At 63.1% G+C, this 22,619-nt stretch carries 30 protein-coding genes and 1 pseudogene; 13 read left to right on the forward strand and 18 right to left on the reverse strand.

Going from position 1 to position 22,619, the window contains the following annotated elements:
• Nucleotides 1-34 precede the first annotated feature (34 nt).
• Nucleotides 35-1,051: an alpha/beta fold hydrolase gene (locus IB263_RS08575; protein WP_192438273.1), complete on the reverse strand. Its 1,017-nt coding sequence runs from the start codon at nt 1,049-1,051 to the stop codon at nt 35-37.
• A 119-nt stretch (nt 1,052-1,170) separates the two neighbouring features.
• Between IB263_RS08575 and IB263_RS08580 the strand changes: the two genes are divergently transcribed.
• Complete coding sequence (locus tag IB263_RS08580) at nt 1,171-2,199, forward strand: GlxA family transcriptional regulator (protein WP_234824412.1); 1,029 nt, start codon at nt 1,171-1,173, stop codon at nt 2,197-2,199.
• 107 nt (nt 2,200-2,306) lie between these two features.
• Here the strand turns inward: IB263_RS08580 and IB263_RS08585 are convergent, their stop codons facing one another.
• From IB263_RS08585 to IB263_RS08605, 6 genes are all read right to left on the reverse strand, one after another.
• Nucleotides 2,307-2,681: a DUF1515 family protein gene (locus IB263_RS08585; RefSeq protein WP_060583389.1), complete on the reverse strand. Its 375-nt coding sequence runs from the start codon at nt 2,679-2,681 to the stop codon at nt 2,307-2,309.
• Entirely contained in the window at nt 2,668-2,925 is a 258-nt protein-coding gene (locus IB263_RS34040) for a hypothetical protein (protein WP_083523522.1), read from the reverse strand. The genes IB263_RS08585 and IB263_RS34040 overlap by 14 nt, the downstream gene beginning before the upstream one ends.
• Nucleotides 2,926-3,045: 120 nt before the next feature.
• Entirely contained in the window at nt 3,046-3,249 is a 204-nt protein-coding gene (locus IB263_RS08590) for a hypothetical protein (RefSeq protein WP_060583383.1), read from the reverse strand.
• Nucleotides 3,246-3,659, reverse strand: coding sequence for a hypothetical protein (locus IB263_RS08595; protein WP_192438275.1), 414 nt, complete (start codon nt 3,657-3,659; stop codon nt 3,246-3,248). Before IB263_RS08595 ends, IB263_RS08590 begins: the two co-directional genes overlap by 4 nt.
• Nucleotides 3,640-5,037 (reverse strand): terminase large subunit domain-containing protein, encoded by a 1,398-nt coding sequence (locus IB263_RS08600; protein WP_246810983.1) that lies wholly within the window; start codon nt 5,035-5,037, stop codon nt 3,640-3,642. The genes IB263_RS08595 and IB263_RS08600 overlap by 20 nt, the downstream gene beginning before the upstream one ends.
• Complete coding sequence (locus IB263_RS08605; RefSeq protein WP_192438277.1) at nt 4,922-5,311, reverse strand: hypothetical protein; 390 nt, start codon at nt 5,309-5,311, stop codon at nt 4,922-4,924. The genes IB263_RS08600 and IB263_RS08605 overlap by 116 nt, the downstream gene beginning before the upstream one ends.
• Nucleotides 5,312-5,501: 190 nt before the next feature.
• Here IB263_RS08605 and IB263_RS34660 point away from each other — a divergent pair.
• The 6 genes and pseudogenes from IB263_RS34660 to IB263_RS08625 all read left to right on the forward strand — a co-directional run.
• Nucleotides 5,502-5,555 (forward strand): annotated as a pseudogene (locus tag IB263_RS34660) (hypothetical protein); the annotation flags it as partial.
• A gap of 18 nt (nt 5,556-5,573) precedes the next feature.
• A complete protein-coding gene (locus tag IB263_RS08610; protein ID WP_246810984.1) occupies nt 5,574-5,786 on the forward strand; it encodes a hypothetical protein in 213 nt (70 codons plus the stop codon).
• A gap of 334 nt (nt 5,787-6,120) precedes the next feature.
• On the forward strand, nt 6,121-6,489 hold the full coding sequence (locus IB263_RS08615) for a tetratricopeptide repeat protein (RefSeq protein ID WP_051659282.1): 369 nt from the start codon (nt 6,121-6,123) through the stop codon (nt 6,487-6,489).
• A gap of 615 nt (nt 6,490-7,104) precedes the next feature.
• Complete coding sequence (locus IB263_RS08620; RefSeq protein WP_192438279.1) at nt 7,105-7,275, forward strand: hypothetical protein; 171 nt, start codon at nt 7,105-7,107, stop codon at nt 7,273-7,275.
• A 233-nt stretch (nt 7,276-7,508) separates the two neighbouring features.
• Nucleotides 7,509-7,640, forward strand: a complete 132-nt coding sequence (locus IB263_RS34455; RefSeq protein ID WP_255380915.1) for a hypothetical protein — start codon at nt 7,509-7,511, stop codon at nt 7,638-7,640.
• A 375-nt stretch (nt 7,641-8,015) separates the two neighbouring features.
• Nucleotides 8,016-8,315, forward strand: a complete 300-nt coding sequence (locus tag IB263_RS08625; RefSeq protein WP_192438281.1) for a hypothetical protein — start codon at nt 8,016-8,018, stop codon at nt 8,313-8,315.
• 114 nt (nt 8,316-8,429) lie between these two features.
• On the opposite strand, the gene IB263_RS08630 is transcribed toward IB263_RS08625, so the two are convergent.
• Nucleotides 8,430-8,978: a BA14K family protein gene (locus IB263_RS08630; RefSeq protein ID WP_034793472.1), complete on the reverse strand. Its 549-nt coding sequence runs from the start codon at nt 8,976-8,978 to the stop codon at nt 8,430-8,432.
• Between the two features lie 191 nt (nt 8,979-9,169).
• Nucleotides 9,170-10,252, reverse strand: a complete 1,083-nt coding sequence (locus tag IB263_RS08635) for a D-alanine--D-alanine ligase family protein (protein WP_034793469.1) — start codon at nt 10,250-10,252, stop codon at nt 9,170-9,172.
• Between the two features lie 186 nt (nt 10,253-10,438).
• On the opposite strand from IB263_RS08635, the gene IB263_RS08640 reads away from it, so the two are divergent.
• Nucleotides 10,439-11,020, forward strand: coding sequence for a dienelactone hydrolase family protein (locus tag IB263_RS08640; RefSeq protein ID WP_192438282.1), 582 nt, complete (start codon nt 10,439-10,441; stop codon nt 11,018-11,020).
• Nucleotides 11,021-11,091: 71 nt separating this feature from the next.
• Here the strand turns inward: IB263_RS08640 and IB263_RS08645 are convergent, their stop codons facing one another.
• On the reverse strand, nt 11,092-12,744 hold the full coding sequence (locus IB263_RS08645) for an arylsulfatase (RefSeq protein ID WP_051659281.1): 1,653 nt from the start codon (nt 12,742-12,744) through the stop codon (nt 11,092-11,094).
• Nucleotides 12,745-13,256: 512 nt separating this feature from the next.
• On the opposite strand from IB263_RS08645, the gene IB263_RS08650 reads away from it, so the two are divergent.
• Nucleotides 13,257-14,213 carry a hypothetical protein gene (locus IB263_RS08650; protein ID WP_192438284.1) on the forward strand — a complete coding sequence of 319 codons (957 nt, stop codon included), beginning with the start codon at nt 13,257-13,259 and terminating at the stop codon, nt 14,211-14,213.
• 546 nt (nt 14,214-14,759) lie between these two features.
• On the opposite strand, the gene IB263_RS08655 is transcribed toward IB263_RS08650, so the two are convergent.
• From IB263_RS08655 to IB263_RS08685, 7 genes are all read right to left on the reverse strand, one after another.
• Entirely contained in the window at nt 14,760-14,945 is a 186-nt protein-coding gene (locus IB263_RS08655; RefSeq protein ID WP_143556319.1) for a hypothetical protein, read from the reverse strand.
• 8 nt (nt 14,946-14,953) lie between these two features.
• Nucleotides 14,954-15,172, reverse strand: coding sequence for a hypothetical protein (locus IB263_RS08660; protein ID WP_034793455.1), 219 nt, complete (start codon nt 15,170-15,172; stop codon nt 14,954-14,956).
• Nucleotides 15,173-15,182: 10 nt separating this feature from the next.
• Nucleotides 15,183-15,464: a hypothetical protein gene (locus IB263_RS08665; RefSeq protein WP_034793452.1), complete on the reverse strand. Its 282-nt coding sequence runs from the start codon at nt 15,462-15,464 to the stop codon at nt 15,183-15,185.
• Nucleotides 15,465-16,189: 725 nt separating this feature from the next.
• Nucleotides 16,190-16,795 (reverse strand): hypothetical protein, encoded by a 606-nt coding sequence (locus tag IB263_RS08670; protein ID WP_060583349.1) that lies wholly within the window; start codon nt 16,793-16,795, stop codon nt 16,190-16,192.
• An 86-nt stretch (nt 16,796-16,881) separates the two neighbouring features.
• The gene (locus IB263_RS08675) at nt 16,882-17,475 is read right to left on the reverse strand and encodes a helix-turn-helix domain-containing protein (protein WP_162741367.1); all 594 of its coding nucleotides are present in this window, start codon (nt 17,473-17,475) and stop codon (nt 16,882-16,884) included.
• A complete protein-coding gene (locus IB263_RS08680; protein WP_162766029.1) occupies nt 17,465-18,151 on the reverse strand; it encodes a hypothetical protein in 687 nt (228 codons plus the stop codon). Before IB263_RS08680 ends, IB263_RS08675 begins: the two co-directional genes overlap by 11 nt.
• Nucleotides 18,072-18,806: a hypothetical protein gene (locus tag IB263_RS08685; RefSeq protein ID WP_060583343.1), complete on the reverse strand. Its 735-nt coding sequence runs from the start codon at nt 18,804-18,806 to the stop codon at nt 18,072-18,074. The genes IB263_RS08680 and IB263_RS08685 overlap by 80 nt, the downstream gene beginning before the upstream one ends.
• Before the next feature lie 813 nt (nt 18,807-19,619).
• Between IB263_RS08685 and IB263_RS08690 the strand changes: the two genes are divergently transcribed.
• The gene (locus IB263_RS08690) at nt 19,620-20,270 is read left to right on the forward strand and encodes a S24 family peptidase (RefSeq protein ID WP_082566246.1); all 651 of its coding nucleotides are present in this window, start codon (nt 19,620-19,622) and stop codon (nt 20,268-20,270) included.
• Between the two features lie 706 nt (nt 20,271-20,976).
• On the opposite strand, the gene IB263_RS08695 is transcribed toward IB263_RS08690, so the two are convergent.
• Nucleotides 20,977-21,225: a hypothetical protein gene (locus IB263_RS08695; RefSeq protein WP_060601173.1), complete on the reverse strand. Its 249-nt coding sequence runs from the start codon at nt 21,223-21,225 to the stop codon at nt 20,977-20,979.
• A gap of 241 nt (nt 21,226-21,466) precedes the next feature.
• On the opposite strand from IB263_RS08695, the gene IB263_RS08700 reads away from it, so the two are divergent.
• From IB263_RS08700 to IB263_RS08710, 3 genes are all read left to right on the forward strand, one after another.
• Nucleotides 21,467-21,898, forward strand: coding sequence for a hypothetical protein (locus IB263_RS08700; RefSeq protein ID WP_060516136.1), 432 nt, complete (start codon nt 21,467-21,469; stop codon nt 21,896-21,898).
• Entirely contained in the window at nt 21,895-22,086 is a 192-nt protein-coding gene (locus IB263_RS08705) for a hypothetical protein (protein ID WP_034793412.1), read from the forward strand. Before IB263_RS08700 ends, IB263_RS08705 begins: the two co-directional genes overlap by 4 nt.
• Nucleotides 22,087-22,187: 101 nt before the next feature.
• Nucleotides 22,188-22,592 carry a hypothetical protein gene (locus IB263_RS08710; protein WP_034793402.1) on the forward strand — a complete coding sequence of 135 codons (405 nt, stop codon included), beginning with the start codon at nt 22,188-22,190 and terminating at the stop codon, nt 22,590-22,592.
• Nucleotides 22,593-22,619 lie beyond the last annotated feature (27 nt).

The following is a 22,619-nucleotide window of genomic DNA, read 5'->3' on the forward strand; positions in this document are numbered from 1 at the left end:
GCGCCACCTGCGAGGCGGCACCGGCGAACAACCATCAGGCCTTGGCGAAGGCGAGCAGGTCGACGTTGAGCTGGTCCTTGTGGGTGTCGGTGATGCCGTGCGGTGCGCCGGCATAGACCTTGAGCTCCGCATGCGGCACCAGCGTCTTCGAGGCCCGTGCCGCCGCATCGATCGGCACGATCTGGTCGTCGTCGCCATGGATGATCAAGGTCGGCACGTCGAACTTCTTCAGGTCCTCGGTAAAGTCGGTCTGCGAGAAGGCGACGATCGAGTCATAGGTGTTCTTGTGTCCCCCCATCATGCCCTGCAGCCAGAAGCTGTCGATCATGCCCTGCGAGGCGACCGCACCCGGGCGGTTGAAACCGAAGAACGGGCCGGACGCGATGTCGCGGTAGAGCTTCGAGCGATCCTTCAGGCTTGCCGCCTGCAGGCCGTTGAAGACTTCCTTCGGCAGGCCGCCGGGGTTCCTGTCGGTCTTGACCATCAGCGGCGGCACGGCCGAGATCAAACCGGCCTTGGCGATCCGGCTGGTGCCATGGCGGCCGATATAGCGGCTGATTTCGCCGCCGCCGGTCGAAAACCCGGCAAGGAAGATACCCTTCAGATCGAGCGCGTTGATCAGATCCGCGAGGTCGTCGGCATAGTGGTCCATGTCGTTGCCGTCCCAGGGCTGCGACGAGCGGCCGTGGCCGCGGCGGTCATGGGTGACGACGCGGAAGCCGTTGGCGGCAAGGTGGAAGGCCTGCGCTTCCCAGCTGTCGGACGACAGCGGCCAGCCGTGGCTGAGCACGACGACCGGGCCATCCTTCGGACCCCAGTCCTTGTAATAGATCTCGACGCCATCGCGGGTGATGATGCGGCTGCCCATGGTGTTTTCTCCCTTAGTGCCGGAGGCGCCGGCGGTTGCTGCGGTGGTGGATGCGGCCTTGGCCGGCGTGTTCATGGCATTGACCGCGGCTGCCGTGGCGGCAGCGCCAAAGGCGGCCGAGAGAACCGTGCGGCGGGAGATGCCGTTGGAAACGCTTGCGGAAACTGCTTTTGCCTGTGTCATTGTCCTCACCTCTTTGATCTCTGTTGCTCGGGCTTCCATTCGGCGGAAGCGATGGTTGAATTGATAAATCGGTGGGCCTAACCTCTCGACCGGCAAAGCTGACAACGATGGGGGCAGAAGTGACAAAACGACCCGAAAACGAGCCGGCGGAGATCGGCATCGTCGTCTATCCCCGCGCCCTGATGTCGGCGATCCATGGGCTGACCGACATGTTCCAGGTGGCGAGCATGCAGTCGGTCGAGCAAAGCGGCAGAGACGCGCCGCAAATCCGCATCAGCCACTGGAAACTTCAGGAAGATGGCTCGGTATCGAAATCGCGCGACACCCACGAAGGCCCCTCCTCGGGCCTTGTGGCCCTGATCCTGCCGCCGACGCTCTCCGATCTGCCGGTCGGCGATCGCATCGGTGCCCTGCCCGCCTTCGTGCGCGAACAGCATCAACGCGGCGCGACGATCTGCTCCGTCTGCGGCGGCGCCTATCTGCTGGCAGAGTCCGGCCTCGCCGCCGGCCGCACCATCACCACCCACTGGTCGCATCAAGACCTGATCTCCAACCGCTACAGCGACATCCGCGTCGACACCGACAGGCTGCTGATCGACGAAGGCGACATCATCACCGCCGGCGGCATGATGGCCTGGATCGACCTCGGCCTGAAACTCGTCGACCGGTTCCTCGGAACCGACGTCATGCTGGCAACCGCACGCTACATGATCATCGACCCCGGCGCGCGCGAGCAGAGCTATTACAGCGTCTTCGCCCCGAAGCTCGATCACGGCGACACGATCATCCTGAAGATCCAGCACTGGCTGCACGGCGCCAACACCAAGGGCGTGACGCTGCAGATGATGGCCGACCGCGCCGGTCTCGGCGACCGCACCTTCCTGCGCCGTTTCCAGAAGGCGACCGGCTTCAACCCGACCGAATATTGCCAGCGGCTACGGATCGCCAAATCCCGCGATCTGCTGGAGCGCTCACATCTCTCGATCGAGCAGGTTGCCTGGCAAAGCGGCTATGACGACACCAACGCCTATCGCAAGATATTCCGCAAGATCCTGGGTCTCTCACCGAAGGAGTATCGCCTTCGCTTCTCGGTTTCGGAGAGCGTCCGCACTTTGGGCGCTCCGGCAAATCCGATACCGGCCGTGTGATCATCGACGGGCGAAACCCTTTAGAGCACCAAACGCAAAAAGCGCCGCGCACCCTTTCGGGTGCGCGGCGCTTTGATTAAAAGACGTAGGTCAAGCAGCCCTGAGCGCTAGGCTTTTCCGGCAATCACGAACACGATCCGCCGGATCGCTTCGGCAAAGCTGACACCGAGGGCCATCGCAGCAATTCCCGTCACTCCTAGTGCGCCAATACCCATGAGCTTCCACCGCCTGACGTCATCAGTCACCGGCTTCATATCGGAGATTTCGGCACCGATAGCGGAAGCCGACGCTTCCAGTTCGTTGACCCGCTCGGCGAGTTCATCCATGCGCCGGTGAACACTGGCCTGACTGGCGGCAGATTTATCCTCCGCCCGCCTGGCGCCATCCTCGATCCGATGAATGGACTCCTGCAGGCCGCGCATGCCGGCAACCAGTTCTCCCAACTGGCGATGAACAACGATATCGATTTCAGCCAGCGACATGATGGTCTCCCCCGTGCTTCGCGCATTCGGCCTTCGTCCAGATATCCGCGGCACAAAGGCCGACGACCGTGCGATCGATCCGGCGCTGATCCGCTGCCGATGCTCCGCGCGCGCCGACAAGATCAGTTCCGACCACGGCGCGCAGCCCGGGAGCACTGGCCGGACGCGAAGTCCCACAGCCTGCCAGCATCAAGGCAGGAATCGTAATCAAGGCGCTTCCCACGAGCGCGGCTCTGAGCGTCATTGTTCTGCCTTTCGATGGCATTGGCGTAGGATCGTGCGCCGTCCGCGCGAATTTCATGGATGAGCCAGACGAGACCCGCCAGGATGAGGCCTGAGATGAGGAGCTTCGGCCAGGCAAACATCATTTCGCCCAGCCAAGGCGTCGCGCCAGCACGTACCAGCACTCCGAGAGAATGCCCGCACAAAGCCCGATACCCACCTCCATCAGCATCTGCACGTCGGGATCATCGGCAAGCACCAGCCCCGCCTCCGGCGCCAGCAGCCCTTTAGCCACGAGCAGCCCCGCGCCGTAGCGCAGCAGGATACGGATGACGACAGCACTCATTTCGTCCACCGCCCAAGAAACCCGGCAACCGCCTCGATGAGACGGCGCAGGCGATTGAATTTGGCCCCGTGCGAAGCGTTGACGCCTTCCATGTCGGGCGCCCTTTCGACCGAGCCGGGCCGCAGCACGACAACAACGGAGGGATCGGCCGAAGCGCTCTCGCGACCATATCCGGCCGCACGCAGCGCCGCCTCGAAGGCGCGGCCGTAGGCCTCGATCTTCGGCCCGTTCTGCCTGATATCGCCGTTGATAATCGCGCGTGAGGCGGCATAACGATAGCCGGTCGCGGCTGGAGACCGGCTATCGTCCGTGTCGAAATCAGTCAGTCGCTTGCCCGTGAAAAGCCCGTGCACCATGCCGTCGAAAAGAATGCGAATGGCCGTTGCCGGATCACAGGCACGATCCGGCATCTCCACCAGACCAAACTTGCCATAGTTCGCGCGACCGGTAATTTGCGCCAGTCCTCGCCCGCGAAAGACCCACCCGTCGTCGTCTTCGACATTGCCAAGCCGCCCGCCATAGACCCGGTTCGCAAGCTTGCGCGGATTGCCCGCGTAGGGTTCCGCGCTCGCAAGCGTCGGAAATCGCGCCGGCCATACTTGCATGAGCCGCCCTGCCGAGTAGTTCAGATTCTCCTCGACCGGCCGCATTGTGCCGCCGGTTTCGTGATGGGCCTCGGCGAGAATTGCGGCCAGATGGCAGAGGCCTACCGCACGCCGGCGCCCCTCCAGGACGACCGCGTCCAGGCTTTCGAACTGCTTTGCAGAATAGGACTTGAATACACCCGACGCGGGATCGCGCATCCGCATCCCGGTCCCAGGCGCAAAGCGCTGCGGCAAACGGGTGGTCCCAGCCGAAATCGAGCCCGCCGATCTGCACCCAGTGTCGTGGGATCTCGAAGGGTTCGACCCGGATCTGCTCCTCCGTCACCGGGAAGATTCTTCCCGACCCGAGCGTCGGCACCCCCTTGGTGCGCGCTTCCTTCTCATGCGCGGGGTAGCTCGCGACGATCTTCGCACGTTCCTCGGGCGAATAATGTTCGGCATCGTCGATCGTCATCGTCACCACGGTCCGGTCGTCTGATGGTTCCAGCAGATAGCGGCTGACGACCGAGCTCATGCCTTTCAGCGGCGTAAACGTCACGGCGACCGATCCACCGGTCGCATTGGTGCGGGTGATGCCCTCGAAATAGACGTCTTCCGGCGGCTCCTCGTCGAACCAGACATAGTCGACGGTGTTCGCCTGCCATTTCGCCCGGCCCTGCTCGTAAGCCTTCAAGAGCAGCGTCGAGGTGCCGCCCGAAGTGTGCCGCACGGTCACGCTGTCGAGCGCGCCGGAAGCGCTGGAGCGCCGGGTCCAGCCTGAGATCGCCGCCTTCGGCAGATAGCCCGTGCCCCAATCCTCCTCGCTCATCGGCGGGCCGACGAGCAGCCGCTGCACGCCATCGCGTGTCAGCTCGTGCGATTCCGAACCGCCGATCATCGTGATCGGCCGGTCGAACCGTCGGCCCGCCCACCAAGAGGGATAGTCGCCTGTCAGATGCATCGCCGCTTCCGCGGCCCCCGCCAGCGTCTTGCCGAGCTGGTTGCCGGCCATGAACAGCCGCTCGCGAAAGGTAGCGCCGGCCTCATGAAATGCTGTCTGCTTCGTATAGGGCTGGTAATAGCGCAGCCTATTCGTGTTCTGCCGCCGCCCGATCTCCATCGCCAGTTCCACCCGCTCCCTGAGAAGCGAGGAAAGGCCTGATGGTCTGGTCGAGCTTGCGGATCCGCTCGAGGAGTTGTTCATCCGTCATCTCGCCCATCTGGTTTGGATTGATGGTCACGTCCTTCGGCATCAGCGCCGCTATCGTCTTCAGGAAGTCGTTTGGGTTCTTCTCGATCAGCGCGTGGATCGCGGCCGCCCCTCGGCTCTCCCAGGCCGAAAGCATGTCTTCGAGAAAGAGTTCGCCGAGCTTGGTGCGGACCGCCTTGCGCGTGCGCGCCCGGGGGACGGCCCCATCCCCTCCGGCGCGCGGCAGAAAGCGCCCGGTCTTCGGGTCCTTTGCGGGTTTCACTGTCATGGGATTTGCTCCGGGGCACGAGGCGATTGCTCCTCCTGCGCACGTTGGATCGGCCGCCGCTTGACCAAAAGTTGCATTCTGCCATCAAAACCGACCGGTAGCGGCGGGATTTGGAGGCGATCGCAGGTGATCCGGCGTTTGTGGACGAAACTGCTCGGCATGTTCGAGAGGCCGGCTCCGGCCCTGCGTCCAGCGCGACCCCGAGAAAGCGTTTCGCTGGTGGTATAGTGCTGCGCGTCAAAATCACCGCGGCGCACAATTGATGGTCGCCGTAGCCTTTGAACTCGGTATCGTCGTGACGGCTGATCTACCGGAAGCAGCCTATTGGGCGTCGCTCTCCTATTTCAATGCCCGAGGCGATCCGGAAAAACTGGAGATCGTCGATCCCTGTTACCGGTCGGTCCCGGACAAGTTGACCTACGAACAAAAACTGGCGCTCATAGAGCGGCTCGAGCGTCAGGTTGGGCGGGATTAACGGGTGGCAAGGGCGCTGTTCGTCCGCGACCGCCGAGCGGCACTTCGGTCTCGGCGCCCGCGCCTCGCACACAGCAAGCGTGACAGCCGATCACAGAAAAATGCGTGTGTCACGCCGGATGTCACGCTTGCAACCTTGACTTCAGGTTGCATTCGGTCATCAATACCGCTCACCGGGTTGCCCCACATCGGGTGCTTCTGGCGCAATGCATCGCAAGCGCTCCTGCTCTACCGGCAGCGGCCAGGGAAAAGTCAAATTAGTTCAAGATTTTAAGCAGTTTTTCAGCCTAGCAGTCCAGCCGCGGGAACCATGCAATGAATGCAACAGGTGCCAGATGATCCGCAACACGTTCAGCAAGTTGAAGACCATTTTCACCCCGCGGCCGTCCGCAACGAATATCTCGCCCAGGTTGCTTGAACTGGCGACGTCAGGAAATGTCGATGCCCAGGCGAAACTCGCCGAAATCTATTTCAACGATGGCGGCGCGGAACACTATGCGGCCTCGCTTCATTGGAACCGCCAGGCCGCCCGCCAGGGTCATCCGGCTGCCCAGGCCCGCCTCGTGACCATCTATCAGAGAGGCCTCGGCGTCGAGCGCGATCCGAAGGAAGCCTCGCGCTGGCTGCGCAGCATCGGGCAGCCCCGCCCGCGACATGAGACCGGCGCCTCCGTCACCGGCAAGATTGCCAAGCAGGAAGCCTAAGGCTTTCGCGTAAAAGTGGGCAGCGGTATTGCCGCAACGACATGCATAAAAACAAGATCTTAAAGCCTGTCGCGTGAGCCCTTTCCACGCGACCAGCTTTAGGGCTTTCGCACCAGAACATGCGGCGATCTTGCGACAGCAGCATGCGGGCGCCGAGGACGTGAAGCCCAAGTGCGGATCCGAAAAATCGCGAAGCGCCGTGATGCCGTAGCGGCCGTCGTCACCCGCGTCTCAGCGGTCGCAGCCGGCGCCGGCGCGGATTTGAGTTTTTTGGATATCGGCATCAGCGCCCAGGCAAGGCCGCGCCAATCCGCCGGAATCAAAAAGGCCGTTTCAATGACGAAACGGCCAGCCTGTAATATCCTTAGCCCGCTTCCGTTCGCTTGGCAAGCCCCTTTGCCAAAATTTGTTTCTGTTTTGTTCGTTTTCTTCCTTTACCCCCGCCCCGCCTCTTTGCCAGCCCATGTGCGCGATCGGTGGTACAATCGCGAGCGCCATGCAAGGCCGCTGGCGCCATGTCTCCTTCCTCAACGGATCCGGGGCCGGCGGCGGCATGGTTGATCCGTTTCGATGAGGAAGCGGTTGATCCCGCTCCCACGACCACGGGAGGTTCCCATGACACGACAATACCTGATCGCCGCTCTATGCGCGGCACTTCTTGCTTTTACCGGCTGCACCACCGACCAGGCGAGCCGCGCCAGCACTCCTGCTCCGAACCCCAGTTACCAGGGCATGCAAGGCGTCCAGGGCATGAGTCAGGGCGGCGGCGGTGCTGGCGGTTATTGAGGTCGCTGATGCTTCGTAGACGGCGAAGCTGGCGGGGCTCGACGTTGGTCCAGATCGCCCGCCCGCAGTGTCGCTCCCGTGCAAAGCCTCGGCCGAACGCACCGCGCACCGAAGCCAATCGGATTGAACATCTTGGGCCGACATGCGTTGAGTAACCATGACGCGCATTCTCGCTGCCGCGCCATTTGTTTGCGCGCATTCTGTGTTAAGCTTCCCCTTGGGAGGAAAATGCCATGGAGAATTTCTTCGCACTCGCCGCCATCGTCGTCGGCTCCGCAATCCTGGGGCTCGCGCTCGCCTACGGGTTTCGTCGCAAGGACGCGCACCGCCCTCCCGAACATGACGACGCCCGGTTGAAGTTCTAGAAGACGTTGAAGTTCTAGAAGACCGGGCTTTTCCGACCTCGCCGGTCCGCGGCCGCTCCGCTTGTCTGCCTCTTCGCGGGGTTGCCGCAATGAGCGATTCCTAGCAGACGCCTCCCCTGCAAACGCGCGACGCGGCAGAGTTCGCCCGATATCATCGACAGGATGTCTGGCTCGATAGCGCGTGCTTGGGATGCCGATTGCATCGCGGACCAAGACTTGGAAAACGACAGGAGCCGGATGCGATGTCCCCCAATCCGCACGGCCACGCCCCCTCATTGAACCACCTCCAATCTTGAGATCTTGAACGCCCAGACCGGAACCTTTTCCGCGCGCCTCGGCTTATTCCTGGCAAACCGCCAGCAAGGAGATGCGACGATGAACAAGGCAAACCCGAAATCCCGTGACCGAGAGACACCGGAAGACGTGCCCCCGTCTGGCGAAACACGCGCAGTGCCGATCGGTAAGATCCCGCCCCTCCCCGTCGACCAGCTTCCCGCGGGAGACGATCCGACGCCGGTCGACCACGGTCGCGTGCCGCCCGTTCCGAGCCGCGACGAAGCCAATATCGATCCGGACGATGCACTGCCTGACGACCGCGAAGAGAAGATCCTCGAGGATGATCCGGGGCGCGAGAAAACCCGCTTCGACGAGGAGATGCCGCGCAGCAGTCGATAGAGGCTGCGTTCCCACCCATGCCGGGCCGCGTTCCCTCAGCGCATGTGAACGCCAGAAAACAAAAAAGAGGCCCGCCGGTCAGCGACCGGCGGGCCTCCTTAAAACACGCTCGCCTCAGAAGTAGGGCGAATAGCACTGCTGGCGCGGGCCACCATAGGGCTGGAACGAGTTGTCCCAGGCACGGTAGGAGCGATAGCGCGCATAGCACCAGTCGGCATGGCGCGGGTTGACGCCGGTCTCGTAGCGACGCGCTGGCGGAGCGGCAATCGCGCCGCCGATGATGACTCCGGTGCCGAAGGCCGCCAGCGGATACCACCAGCCGTCATTGTGGCGGCGATAGCCGTAGCGCTCGTAGCGATAGCCGCGGTGGCCGTTATAGTAGCCATAGCGGTAGCCGCCGTCCCAACCCGGACGCGGACGATAGCCGCCATGCCAGCCTGGCCGCGGGCGGTAACCGCCGTCCCAGCCGGGGCGCGGCCGATAGCCGCCGTGCCAGCCCGGCGGACGCCGGCGATGGTGACCGCCGTTCCATTCCCGGTGCTGCACCAGTTGAACGTCGCTCTTCTGCACCCGCTCGATGGCAACAGCCGGCAGGGCGTTTGCCGGCGTGATGCCCGAAAGAGCCGTTATCGCCGCAAGCACGACGATGCCAATCTTCTTCATTTCATCACCTGTCCGTTTGTAACAGGTGCGAGTTTTGGTCGGGGCGACGTGAACCCACAATGAATGCGACAATCCTAATATGGACCGCAACTCATAGGTAGCATCGCAATACTCCAGGGTGACACTGCCCCTGGGCAAGCCCGCCATCCCCGGCGATGGCCTGCCATACCCGGGTTGCCCCTGTCATCCCCTCAGGTGCGCGCCCCCGCCTTGCCGCGCAGCTTCAGCGCATGGGCGATCAGCGTCTCCACCACCTGGCCGTAGGCGATGCCGTCGGCTGCCAGCGCCTTGGCGTACATACTGATATTGGTGAAGCCGGGAATGGTGTTGATCTCGTTGATCATGAGGCTTCCATCGGCGCGCAGGAAGAAGTCCACCCGCGCCATCCCCGCGCAGTCAAGCGCCCGGAATGCCCGCGCGGCCATGTCCTTGGCCTCGGCGATCACCTCTTCGGAGAGTTTGGCGGGCGCCTCGACGACTGCGCCGCCGGCATCGACATATTTGGCGTCGTAGCTGTAGAAACCGTGGCTCGCAGCCGGAATGATTTCGCCCGGTCGCGAGACGGTGAGCTGTCCCTTCGCATCCTCCAGCACCGAGCACTCGATCTCGCGGGCCTGGACGAACTCCTCGATCAGCACCTTGTCGTCGTGCCGGAACGCCTCGTTAAGCGCCGCCTGAAGCGCGTCCAGACTGTCGACGCGGCTGACGCCGACGGAAGATCCCTGCCGCGCCGGCTTGACGAAAACCGGCAGTCCCAGGCTTTCGAGGATGGTCTCGCTTGAATAGGCGTCGCCCGCATGAAGGCCGATCGCCCGCGCAACGGCAATGCCTTCGGCCACCAGCAGGCGCTTGGCGAGCGCCTTGTCCATGGCGACCGCCGAAGCCGCGACACCGCAGCCGACATAGGCGACATCGGCAGTTTCCGCATAGCCTTGCACCGTCCCGTCTTCGCCGAAGGGACCATGCAGAACCGGAAAGATCAGGTCGATCGCCGGCAGCAACCCTTGGCGGCCGTCGGCCGCGATGGTGACCGCCCGCCCCCGTCCGCCGGGGATTAGCGCCACCTGCGTTCCCGACACGGGGATCGCCTTCGGCAGTTCCCCGTCTTCGAGATCGACCAGCATCCAGCGGCCATCCCTGGCGATCCCGATCGGCACGATCTCGTAGCGCGTCCGATCGAGCGCCGCGACGGCGTTGCGCGCCGACATCAGCGAAACCTCATGCTCCGCCGACCGGCCACCGAACAGCACGGCAATGCGCAACTTACCTGTCATGATCCTTTTCCCTCCAGAATCGTGGTGCATCGTGCGCAACCAAGCGAGCGAAGATGGCAAGAAAAGGTCGAGAGACGCGGCATCAGCGCGGGAGGAATATTTTCCTTAAGGGCAGCCTTGCCGCTTGAATTCCGCCGAACGAAATACAATTGATGCGCGAACACTGGTTTGAAGGAGAAGCTGCCGATGGCCGAGGTCCTCGTATTCCACCATGCCCAGGGGCTGACACCCGGCATGCACGCTTTTGCCGACGACCTGCGCGCGGCCGGGCACGTCGTCCACCTGCCCGATCTCTTCGAAGGACGTACATTCGCGAGCATCGAGGAGGGCGTTGCCCATATCGAGGCGGTCGGCTTTGAAGAGATGCGCGAGCGCGGCGTGCACCTCGCCGATGCCCTCCCCGAAAACCTCGTCTATGCCGGCTTCTCCTTCGGTGTCCTGCCGGCTCAGAAACTCGCCCAGACCCGCCCCGGCGCCCGCGGCGCCCTGCTCTTTTACTCCTGCATCCCGATCAGTGGCCAGTGGTCCTTCGGCCCCTGGCCGGCCGGCGTACCCGTTCAAATCCACGGCATGGACAACGACCCGATCTTCGTCGGCGAAGGCGATATCGACGCCGCCTGCGAGATCGTCGAGAAGGCAGAGGACGCCGAACTGTTCCTCTATCCGGGCGACCAGCACTACTTCGCCGACAGCTCGCTGCCCTCCTATGACGCGGCGGCAAGTGCGCTGGCGATGAAACGGATACTTGCCTTCCTCGAGCGGATCTGACCGGCGCCTCGAAAGCCCGACGATCGAGCGGCGCTGCCATGATCAGACAGCGCCGCTTCTCATTTTCCGGTTCAGTTGCCGGTCGGCATCGGCAGACTGAAGCCTTCCTTGCCGAGCTCATCGCGCAGCCACTGGAACTGCTGATACTTCGAGATTTCGATCGGACCGGTATAGGTCCCGCTTTGAAGCTTGCGCGGTGGATATTTGACGTAGGTCATCATCAATTGCTTGATGGAGTCGCTGATGGTCACCATCGTCCAGGTGCGCTCGGTGTAGTTGTTCATGAAGATGTCGTAGCGCTCCTGCGGGTCCTGCCAGAGGTCGAAGATCTGCGGCACCGTCGCCACATATTTGTTCGGACCCTTCCAGCCCTGATTGCTGTCGACGGCAAGGCCGCCGGTCGCCTGTCCATTGTCGCCACGCAGGTTGAACACCGCCTTGTAATTGCCGACGCGGGCAGCGCCGGGAGACAGTTCGTTCTCGGTGAAATAGAACCATGAGTTCCGTTCCGACTTGCCGGTTCCCAGAAGCACTGGCGACATGTCGAAGCTGTCGAAGATGATCGGCTGGCCCTCGCGGTCCTTGTCCGGCAGAGCGACACCGGCAACCGAAGCAAATGTCGCCATCAGGTCGAGGCCGCCGACGATGTCATGGTTCTTGGAGCCGGCCTTGATCTTGCCCGGCCAGACGGCGATGGCGGGAACGCGGTTGCCACCCTCGCGCACCGTGCCCTTGGTGCCACGAAACGGCGTATAGCCGGCGTCGGGATAGACATCCTGCCAGGCGCCATTGTCGGTCGTGTAGAAGACCAGCGTATTCTTGTCGAGGCCGGTCTCGCGCAGCTTGTCCATGATGCGGCCGATGCGGGTGTCCAGCTCCACGATGCTGTCGGCATATTTCGACTTCGACAGCGATTTATGCTCGAACTCGGGCGCCGGCATGTTCGGCTGGTGCACCTTCATGAAGTTGACGTCGATGAAGAACGGCTTGTCGGATTTCGCAGCGTCGTCGAGAAACTCGATGGCCGCCTTTTCGACGTAGCTGTCGAAATAAGGGATGCCGACGACCCCTGCCGCGCCATTGACCGTGGGCGTGTCGATATACTGGCCGTTGATCTTGAAGTCCTCGACCGCCGTTTCGCCGGCCTTACCGGAGAGCGCGCCCTTGGTGACCTTCTGGAACATGGCCCTGAGCTTGGGGTCCATATCCGGGAACCAGGTCGGGTCGGCGTAAGTGTAGGCGTTGAGGTGGTAAAGGCCGCAATACTTCATGACGTCGAAGCCATGAGCGTTCGGCAAGGCATAGTCCGCCTCGCCCAAATGCCATTTGCCGGTGAAATAGGTCTGGTACCCGCCGAGCTTCAAGACGGAGGCGAGCGTCCATTCGGCCGCCGGAAGACCGCCGCCTTCCCCCTGGAATGCAACCGTCGTCATGCCGCTGCGGTTGGGAATACGCCCGGTGATCATGGCGGCGCGACCCGGCGTGCAGCTCGGCTGGGCATAGAAATCATAAAACAGCATGCCCTGTTCGGCCAGCTTGTCGATGTTGGGTGTCGGCATGCCTCGTCCTTCACCGCCGCCATAGGGGCCGAGGTCTCCGTAGCCGGTGTCATCGGAAACGATCAGAAGGATGTTGGGTTTTGGTGTTGCTTGCTGCGCACGCGCCGGGGTTGACAGGCCAGCGACAATGCTCAGCCCTGCCACGCACGACGCCAGAAGTTTCATCGGAAAAGTCCGCGACACGCAGCGGGACGAATTTGAATGATCAGATGCCTTTATCATTGTCAGGTTCCTTCCTGCGATGAGCCATCGCGCGAAAAACTGATCTGGGAAGAAGCACGTCTCCATTGAGGTTCGACGCGCAAAGCCATGCCTGAATTTTCAAACAAATTTCGGCTGCCAAAACGGCAACTCACGACCGATTGCGAAAGGCCGTTGCCGTCTGCGCGGGCATGCTGCTCCTTTCGCGCGGGCAATCAAGTACGTAACTGTAACGAACGCCATAAACGTGGGCGCTCAACCGGTGGCGCAGTGACCGCATCGGGCCGAAATCGACCGGAAACGAGCCTCCCTTGAGCCGCGAACGGACCTCATTCTTGGATTTGCCTTGCAGAAAGATCCAGGCACTGGAAATCTGATACAAATACGCAATACTGAAGAAATCCGAGGTGACCGCAAATCATTCTCGAACTTTCAAATAATATTGCTGCAAGAATTGAAATTGTTTTGGAGTAACCGTGCTGATCTACTCGGACGAAAACCTTGAAGTCATTTATCGACCGGGTTCATCCCCCTATCTGCTGGTGACCTTCAACGAGATGGAGATCCAGGCAAACGGCAGCCGCTACTGGGGCCAGCGCTTTTGCGAGAAGGCCGACATCTCAGCCCTCGGCTTCATCAGTAGGCGGCCCAACTGGTTTCCGGCGGCAAGCGTGGTCAAGGCGGTCGAAGCCGCAGCACCCATTCTGAATGCAGCTCCCGAGCGCATTCTGTACGGCCATTCGCAGGGTGGTTATGCGGCGCTTCGCTATCGCCGGCGCTTCAATGCCACCACGGCCATCGCCTTTTGCCCGCAGGTCTCGATCGACCCGAAATCCGTCCCCTACGACAATCGCTTCCTCCGGCATTTTTCGCCCGATCTGCACGCCAATATGGGCATTTCGCCCGATCAGGCCGCCGGCCGCGCCTTCATTTTTTATGATCCCTTCCACGCGATCGATCGCCGCCACGCCGAGCGCATCGCAGCACTTCAGGCCGAAACGCATCTCGTGCGCGTTCACATGACCGGCCACGGCACCGTCCGTGTCTTTACCGGCACCGAGCGTGCCCTTTCGCTGATCGCCGCCTGCAGAACCCATGACGTTTCGCGCCTGCGGGGTCTTGCCCGCGCCGCCCGGGTCGATGCGCCCATGCGTCCCTATCAGGTCGCCGTCGCCGCCATGGCCCGGCATCCCGCCTGGTCCGACGCGCTCAACGCCCGCTTCGGCGACCGTTTTGCGCCAACGGAGCGGGTCAACTTCCTTTATCACCGCGCCAATCGCCACATCCGCGACGGCGATCTCGTCACCGCACGCAATATGCTGGCGAAGGCTCTCGCCCTCCTGCCCGGCGATCCCGCCCTCACGCACCGGCTGAAGGAACTCGACGCTCGCATCCTGCGCGAACGGAAGGTTGCGAGGAGCCTCGTAGGGTAGGATAGGCGATGTTATTCGGCCGGCTGCGCGTTGCTTAGCTTTCCTCGTGGGGCGGAGCGCGTCGGAGATAGACCTCATCGACGGCTGCCAGGAGAGAGCTTTCGGTTGAGGTAGACAAATTGAACTCGAACATAAGAAACCGGGCAAGATGTTCGGCGCAGCTTCCCTCCCGCGGTATCTGGTGCTCAGCGCAGGTCGCCTCGAACACACACCGCAGCAGCTCGATTTCCGCGACGCTCATCAAGACATTTCCATTCGCGTCAGACACGGGCGTTTACCTCGCCTTCTTCGGGCCCGCTGTGGTGCGTTGAGAAGCACAGCGGAGGCCAAATTGCTGGTCGAGGCCGGCCATAGTCCAGGAGCCGATATACAACCGCGCTCCCGTCCAGGACCCGTCACGTTCCACACGCCTGCCATATTGATCGAGTTCGCCCGTGTTGCCGGTTGCCCCACCGTTTCGCAGCCAAAGCGCGAGGCCAATCTGATGTGTGCGATGGAGCGGTTTCATCGGCGTCTATCTCCTTGTCTTGACGCAGATCAGTTGCTCTACAAAAGCCGGTGGCGCTCCTGCGTATCCCGGCTGCGCTTCAATATGCCGGAGCTGTCATGACGTTCCTGCGGCCTTTCGCATGCCTTTTGACTGGCCGGCTTTGCGACCGTCAGCACAAGACCACGGTGACGGATTTCAGGTTTAACCCGGAATAGTCGCTTCAATGTTTCGACATAGCGCATGGCATTCCTCAGTGGCTGCGGGTCATTCCCCAGTCGATCGGTTCCAGATTGCTTTCAGCGCTGACCCGCTCCTGTCCGAGTTCATCGTTGCGAATTCGATATTGAGGGGCGTTGTCGCGTAGCGGCATCTTTGCGGTGATGCGATAGGTTTCGGCGGTTCTCGGTGAGAGATTATGACGGTCTCGCAGGCGAACGGACAGTCCGACGGGATAGCGATGCTGGGACATGGTTTTATCCTCACTGTCCGGGCGCATCTGATATCTCGGCGCCGCTGAGCGCGACCAAACGCGCCAACTCGTCGGGTTCGATTTGTATCAACCGCATTCGGTAGTGGTTCTCGACTGTCGCGGGCAACTTGATGAAGGTGGCAACACGGCGGTAGGCGAGCCAGGAAAGCCCTTCGATCGGCACCTCGTCGTCATCGATTTCGTAGGCGCCGGCGACGATCGTCTCATCGACGCCCGGCAATCTGAACGGTCGGTCGAAATGGATTGTCCGGTGAATCGTTCGGTCGAACATGACATCTCCTCCCGATACCGGCAGTCGCCGGCACGCGATCTCGTTTGATACCGCTGCGTGCGGCAGCGCTACGACGCGGCGATCTAAGGGGGAAATGGCGGGTCGAGGTTCTGACGCCGCGAGAAGCCAAGCAGGCTTAAATCGATTTAATCAGCGTGCGCGTCAATTGAGGTCTATTCAAGGCCAAGATGAGGCGGACCCTTCGTGGCCTGAATACCCCGGGCGCAGGCGGCTGGCGACCCCTGACGAAGCAATCGGCCGCATCAATGACGCGAAAGTCTGGCATGCGGTCAACGAGAAAGCCCGGGGCGAAATCGCACCGACCTTCCTCATCATCGCTCTTACACCAGTGCCAGTACATCCGTGGTCAAAAGCCTAAAGCGACACGGCAATTGCGAGCAGCGAAACGTTCAGCGCTCACCTGCATGATGTTTTCCTACGAACCGGAGGTGGCCGCCACGACCGAGTGAAGAGCCTTCCGCGGATAATCGTTACCGTGCCTGAGAGACCGGCGCGCGCCCCATCCACGCGGCTCCGGTCGCATCCGCCCGCCCCTCAGGCCGGTTCGAGCGTCGCGTGTTCAGCCGAACATGCGACGCTCGTCGCGGTGCGCAGCCGCGCTGACGCGAGGGCATTCGAACCCGCATCGCGGCAAGCGGCGCTGCGAAGCGCGAGCCGGGCTTGAAACCGCGCCACTGGCAGCGGCCGATCCGCGCCGCTCGCGTTCACGCCCCTTCCTTCTCCCGCGAAAGCCCCAGCTGCCAGTGCAGCTCCATCAGTCCGCGCTTCAGCCAGGCGAGCTGCGGTTCCGGCATGGTGCGCAGCATCTCGTAGTCCATGATGCAGACGTTGAAGACAGTGGTCTTCACCTGCGGCCCGTCCGGCAGTTTCAAGAGCACGCCTTCCAGCTCCATCATCCGGTTCGCCGCCTGGCGGGCGCCGCGGGCGCGCTCGGCGCTCGTCTCGCCGGCAAAACCCTTCACGTCGAACAGCGATTGGGCCCGCACGCTCGGGAAAGGAATGCCGGTGAGGCTGTAGTAGCGCGCCATCTGCCGGCTGTATTCGTCGCCCGCCTCGCGCTCATGCGCCGTCAGCTTGCCGTCGAGGAACATGCGACCGAGCGTGTAGCCGGCAAAGGGGCTGGCAACATCGGCATCGCGCCTGCCGGAAAAATGCATGCGCCGGCGCGCGTCCAGCGCCACGGAGCAGACCTCGCGCTCGCTTTCGCCATGCTTGATCTGCCCGCCCGGATAGCGCGCCACATTGGCCTTGCGCGGCCGGCCCGCCCGGCTGGCGCGCTTGATGCGGATGCGCTCTGCCTTTGATGTCATGGTCTCTTCTCCTTTTGCAATCTGCATGTGCCCTCGCCCGATGCATGTGTCTGCGGCCGCGGGCGGGACTGAAATTCGTCGGAAAATCAAAATGCCGGCGCGCCGATCCCGTCGGCACCGGCATTCGCGGGCAAGCGGCCCGGCTGCTGGGTCCGTCCGCGCCGCCGCGCATTGCCGGGCTCGCGCTTGTTGACGGCGTGCAGCACCGAGGTGTGGTCGCGCCGAAAGATCCGCCCGAGCGCCGGCAGCGATAGATCCGGACGCTCGTCGTAAACGGCGGTCATGCAGCGGTGCCGCGGCTCGACCAGCCGCCGCTCGCGGCCAACCCCGATGATGTCCTCGAAGCTGATCCCAGGATAGGCGCCAAGCACCTCCTCGATAATCGCCCGCACCGGCCGGCGGTTGAACAGATCGCTGTTTGCCACCGCCGTGGCACCGCAGATCAGCCGCGCCTGAGAGAGGATGCGCGCCTCGGCATCGGCGAGCGCCAGTTCCAACTCCTGGATCCGGCTCGCCTGCGCCCGCACCTGAACGGCGACGAGGCCGACGAGATCGTCGAGCGTCGCCGGTTTTGCAGCCGCGCTCCCCGCTTCGTCCCCCGAGAGCATCCTTTCCGCCGACCCTTCCGCTGCGCGGCCCGGTGCCTGTCCTGTCGTCAATTCAGTGCCTTCAGACCGCATGGAAAGCCTCCCTCGAAACGGCTGGATTGAGATTTGCACGCTCGACGCCGGACACGAGCCAGTCGCGAAACGCATTCCGCGCCGCCGGATTTTGCGGGGCCGTATCATCCGGCTGCCTATCAGCTGCGCTTTCGGTCGGGACGTTCGCGCCTTGCGCCCGCCCGTCGGAGGAAACTGCATCCCGCCCGGCCTTCGCTGCCGCATGCGCCTGACGGAAGCTTTCGACCATCGCCCGCACCCGGCTGCGGCTTGCCGGCGATCGCCGATCGTCGGCCGGGCGCGGCGTCAGCGCCGCAACCATCTCGCGTTTGCGGGCAAGATCCGCCCTGAGACCCAGCGCCTCCGCCTTGGCGAGCGCTGCCAGCACCGGCGGCTTGGGTATCGTGCCGAGAAGCACGTTGGGATTGGCGGCATAGTCGCCGCGGATCAGTTTCTGCGTCGCCGCCGAAAGCCCCGAGGCCGGCACGCCCGAAAGCGCGTAGTGGTAGACCGCAATGATCTTCCTCGGCTCGATCGTCGGGGGCATGGTCATGCCGGCCGTCTGCATCGCATCGAGGCTGCGCAGCACCGCCGCCTCGTTGACGCAAGCCAGCCGCTCAGTGAGCGCGGTAATCTCCCGGCCCAAGGTCGAAAGCCGGGCCTCCGCCGGCGAAATCATCATCTCTGAATAGGTCATTGTTCTCGTTTCCGTTCAGTTGGTTTTCGATTGTCTGCCTGCATTCCCGCTGATGGCGGGCAAAGGCGGTCTCGTGCGGCGGCGCCTGGGGGTGATGGCCGCGACGGGCCTGTCCGCCACCGCGCAACCCGCGGCCGCCGGCATTGCGCATCCAGTTTCGCCAGGTGGCGGCCCAGTCGAGCTTGGTCGCATCGCGTCCGGATTTGGCGCGCCAGTAGTCGCGGAACTTGTCGAACTCGACGCCGGCCTCGGCCCGGCCGAAGCCGAGGCCGGCGGCAAAGCCCCAGTCAGGCTCGAAATCTTCAGGCAGCCGCATCGCCCGGCCGCTCCCGTTGCGCCGCGAGCCTGCCGCATCCGGAACGGCTGCAGCCGGAACAGGCCGGTCGGCGTCCCCACCCGGATTCGGGTCGGGAGAGTTAGTTTCTTTAGGGGGTGTGGGGGAGCTTTCTTTATCAGAGAGGGCACCGTCGGCCGTCACCGTGACATCGCGTGACGTCACGCGGGCCCGACGGCGCTGCTGCCTTTCGCGGTCGCCCGCCCGGCGGCGCTCGATCTCGGATACGTGCCCCGCCTCGGCAGCGCGCACGGCAGAAAGGATCATCTCGGGCGACGCGCCCGATTGAACCAGGGCTTCGACGATTGCGGTAATGCGCATGCGCTCAAGCCCTCGCCGGCCGGCGGAAAGGAGAGCGCACCACCTGGCGGGAGAAGACGCCCGCCACCCGGCTTGGACGACGAAGCCCGGGCTTGGAACCGACGTCCCCGGTCGCCAGCCGCCCCGGAGTTTCACACGTCGGCAAAACCCCGCGCCCTCCCGGCGCCTTCCCTGTCAAATCATTGTCAGCCATGCCGCTTCCCATGCTTTCCCCTTTGGCCGTGCCCATTGGCACGGCCATTCGTCGCGCCTGCCGCGCGCCCGCTTCCGATTGTTCTTCCCGTCACTGGCCGGTCGCCTTGCCGCTCACCGTCAGGCAAGCAGCCGATCGCCTTCGCCGTCCCCTCCCGGTGTCAGGGGCCACGCCTCCGCCGAAGGAGGCACTGCAACGGCCGAAACCCGTGACCTTGGCGCCGCCGGCACGCACTGGCTGCGCGCCGGCTGCTCTCCACCGACGTGGCGCACGTCACCGGCCACGGACCGTCATCGGCCCGCGTGGCAACCATGCGCCGGCGCGCCGGCATCGATTGGAAAAGCGAGAGGTCGCCGGGGAGGAAACGACGGCCTCTCGCCTGGACCACCGCACAAGATGCGGCGATCGATGCTGAATGCGCCCCCTGGTCGGCATCGGCTGAGACGGATCGATCATCCGCATCCAGTCCGCTTGCTGGCCCACTGGGCGCCGTTACGGTTGCTGCAGCGGGTTTCTGCCGCTCATTTCCGTTGACATCCTATTCATAGTAGGATTTCTTATTGCCATCAAGAGGAAAAATCCTATTGGACGACGGAAACGGAATCTGGGATGCCAGTGCCATGGACGAATTGCGCCACCTCATCCGGGAAGCAGTCGACGCGAAGAAGACGACCTACAAGGATCTGTCGATCGCGATCGGGAAGAACCATGCCTATATCCAGCAGTTCGTGGAGCGGGAGACGCCGCGGGAACTGCGCGAGCGCGACGCCCGCGCGATCGTCGAGCTGATCCAGGGGGCTGCCGCCGCCGGCGAAGCCGCGCCCAGACGCGCGCCGGGTTTTGCGCCGCAGATCGTGCCCGGCGAGCAGCTCGTCGGCCATCGCGACCTGCCGATCTTTGCGGCCGCGCAAGGCGGCGACGGCCATGTGATCGTCACCTTCGATGCGGTCGAATATGTCAAGCGCCCGTCCGTGCTCGAGGGCGTCAAGGGCGCCTACGGCATCTACCTCACCGGCAGCTCGATGATCCCGGCCTATGAGCCGGGCGACATGGCGCTCGTCCACCCGCACCTGCCACCCACGCGCGACAAGGACGTGGTGCTCTACCACGTCCCCCCCGCCAACGATGCCGAGGCAATCATCAAGCGGCTCGTCTCGTTCAACGACCGCGAATGGACGCTGAGGCAATACAACCCCTTCCTGGAGTTCACCGAGAGCCGGGTCGAATGGTCCTTCTGCCACCGGGTCGTCGGCAAATACAGCGCGCGGTAAGCGGGGCGAGCACCACAAACAATCACAGGATTTTAAAGAGATTGAGCGGCAATCCGGTCGGGATCGCCGAGCAGCCGCCGCTTAGGTACGCCGCAATTTTTCAGCCCGCTCGTCGCGCTTTAAGTCTTTGATTTCTCGCCCATCGCCGCCGCAAACAGCACAAATAAGCGAGTTGCCTTAGTCGGAACACCGATCGACCAAGGCCTGAAAAGCAGCGTCAACCGCTGTCCGAGGGCTGTTTGCGACCACCCAGATCGGATCGGCCGCAGCGACGACCCTATCACCGGAACCACCAAGGTCAGCCGCCCGAACCGCCTCGAAAATGGCGCAGGCGCGCTTGCTCCTGCGATTGTACGCAAGCTCGAACATGGCCTCCGGAGGCCCGGCAGGATCGGCAAACACCTGCACGACATAGGCCCGAAATCCGCGCCTGTCGTCGCAAAAATTGATCTGTCGCAGGAGAACGGGGCTCAACTCGGCCTCGTCAACCGGAATGGGCGAAGACCAATATTGACCGGTAGACGGCTCGCCGCTTGCACGACTGTCGACGGACATCATTTCACGCCTCCCAACATTGCGCGACGACATTACCACGGCGCACCCAGCTCGTAACCAATGAACATTGAGTGGCTCCCAAGCGGTGAGCGCCTTCTTCGACCGCTCACGGATGTGACCGTTACGGGCCACCCCTGCCCGGCGACAGCCGTCACGCCGCCATCGCCTCCTCGATCTCCGTGGGCAGGTCGCCGATCGTAAAGAGCACCCTGGCATTCTCGAACTCACCGGTCGCAAGGTCGCCCGAGCGGCTGAAGGCGATCACCCCCACCTTGGTCGCCGCGAGCCTTTCGGCCAGCCGCTGGGCATGCTCGGGTCCGGTCGCCTGCACCGGATCGTCGGCGAGAAATGCGCCGCGGCTCCCCAGTGTGAAGCTCTGAACGACGAAGTAGGTGATCATCCCATGCTCCTTTTCCGCCACCTGGAATGGCGGCCCCACAGTGGCGCAATCACCCGAACAAAACAAGAACAAACAGTGCGTCATCGACAACTTGAACAAGGCAATTCCTGCCGGCAGTGTTTTTCCTATTGACTGAAAGATAGGATTTTTCCTATATCTACATCAGAAACACAGCCGGAGGGGCCGACAGGAAACCCGCGAAGGGTGTTCCAGTGCGCACCTCGAACAGACGAGGTGAACGATGTCGGATGCGATCTCCGTGGGCGCCGCAACGGCGATGAGCGCAGCACCCTTTCTAAAGCGCCGAGAAATCATTCTCGCCATGATGACGCTCGGTGCCGGCACCTTCTGCGACGAGACCGACACGACGGGCACCACCTACCGAACCGCAGCCGACTGGCTCGATGTGCATGACGGCGAGCATGTGGAGCGGCTAATCCGCTTCGATCTCGACGCGCTTCACGGCGAAGATGTTACCGAGACCGTCGCCGATGCCTGGCTGAACGGTTTCGACCAGAGCCCCGAGCAGGAACACAGACTGCCCGCTTTCGTGCGAACGTCGCAGGCATGGGAACGCTGGTGCGCCGATTTCAGCGCGCAGTGCGCGCCTTTCGGCCAAACCGCCCACGGCACCCTCAACCACCGCCAGCAGTTCGGAACCAGCCTGCGATGACCGTCACGCTCGACAGATCCGCCCTCTTTGCAGCCATCGAAGCCTTCTGGGAAACCGAAGGCGGCAACGATCGCGGCATCGAGGCGGCGATTTCGGCTTACCTGCAGCGCCAGGGGCTCACCACCTTCGACGGTATGGCGACGCGCAAACGCGCCACGCTCGCCGCCACCACCGCCCGGCCCGCCTGACCTTCGCCTGCCCGGACGCCCACACACGCCCAATATTGGCAATCTCCAATCATTTGCGAACATGCTAATAGACAGCAGAGGCATCGCGGAGGAGACAGTCCATGCCAAGGCTTGCGCAACTCTATTTCAAGACCGCAATCATCTTTCTGATCATCGGCCTCTGCATGGGCCTGCACATGGCGATCAGCCAGGACCATGCAGCAACGCCGGCCCATGCCCATACGAACCTGCTCGGCTGGGTGACGATGGCGATCTTCGGCATCTATTACGCGCTCAACCCGGCCAAGGCCGAGCGGCGGCTCGCGCTGATCCAGTATTATGTCTACACGTCAGGCGTCGCGGTGCTCGTGCCCTCGCTCTATCTGATGACGACAGGCAGGCCCGAGATCGAGCCCATCGTTGCCGCCGCGTCTATCGTCGCCTTCCTCGGCGTGCTGCTATTTGCCGTGGTGATCTTCAGCAGCGCTGAAAGTCCCGCGCGCGCCAGCACCGCCCCATCGCGGTAGATAGGCCGTCGCAGCCCAGGGCACCTC

This window comes from Ensifer sp. ENS03, assembly GCF_014852035.1.
In the GTDB taxonomy this organism is placed as follows: domain Bacteria; phylum Pseudomonadota; class Alphaproteobacteria; order Rhizobiales; family Rhizobiaceae; genus Ensifer; species Ensifer adhaerens.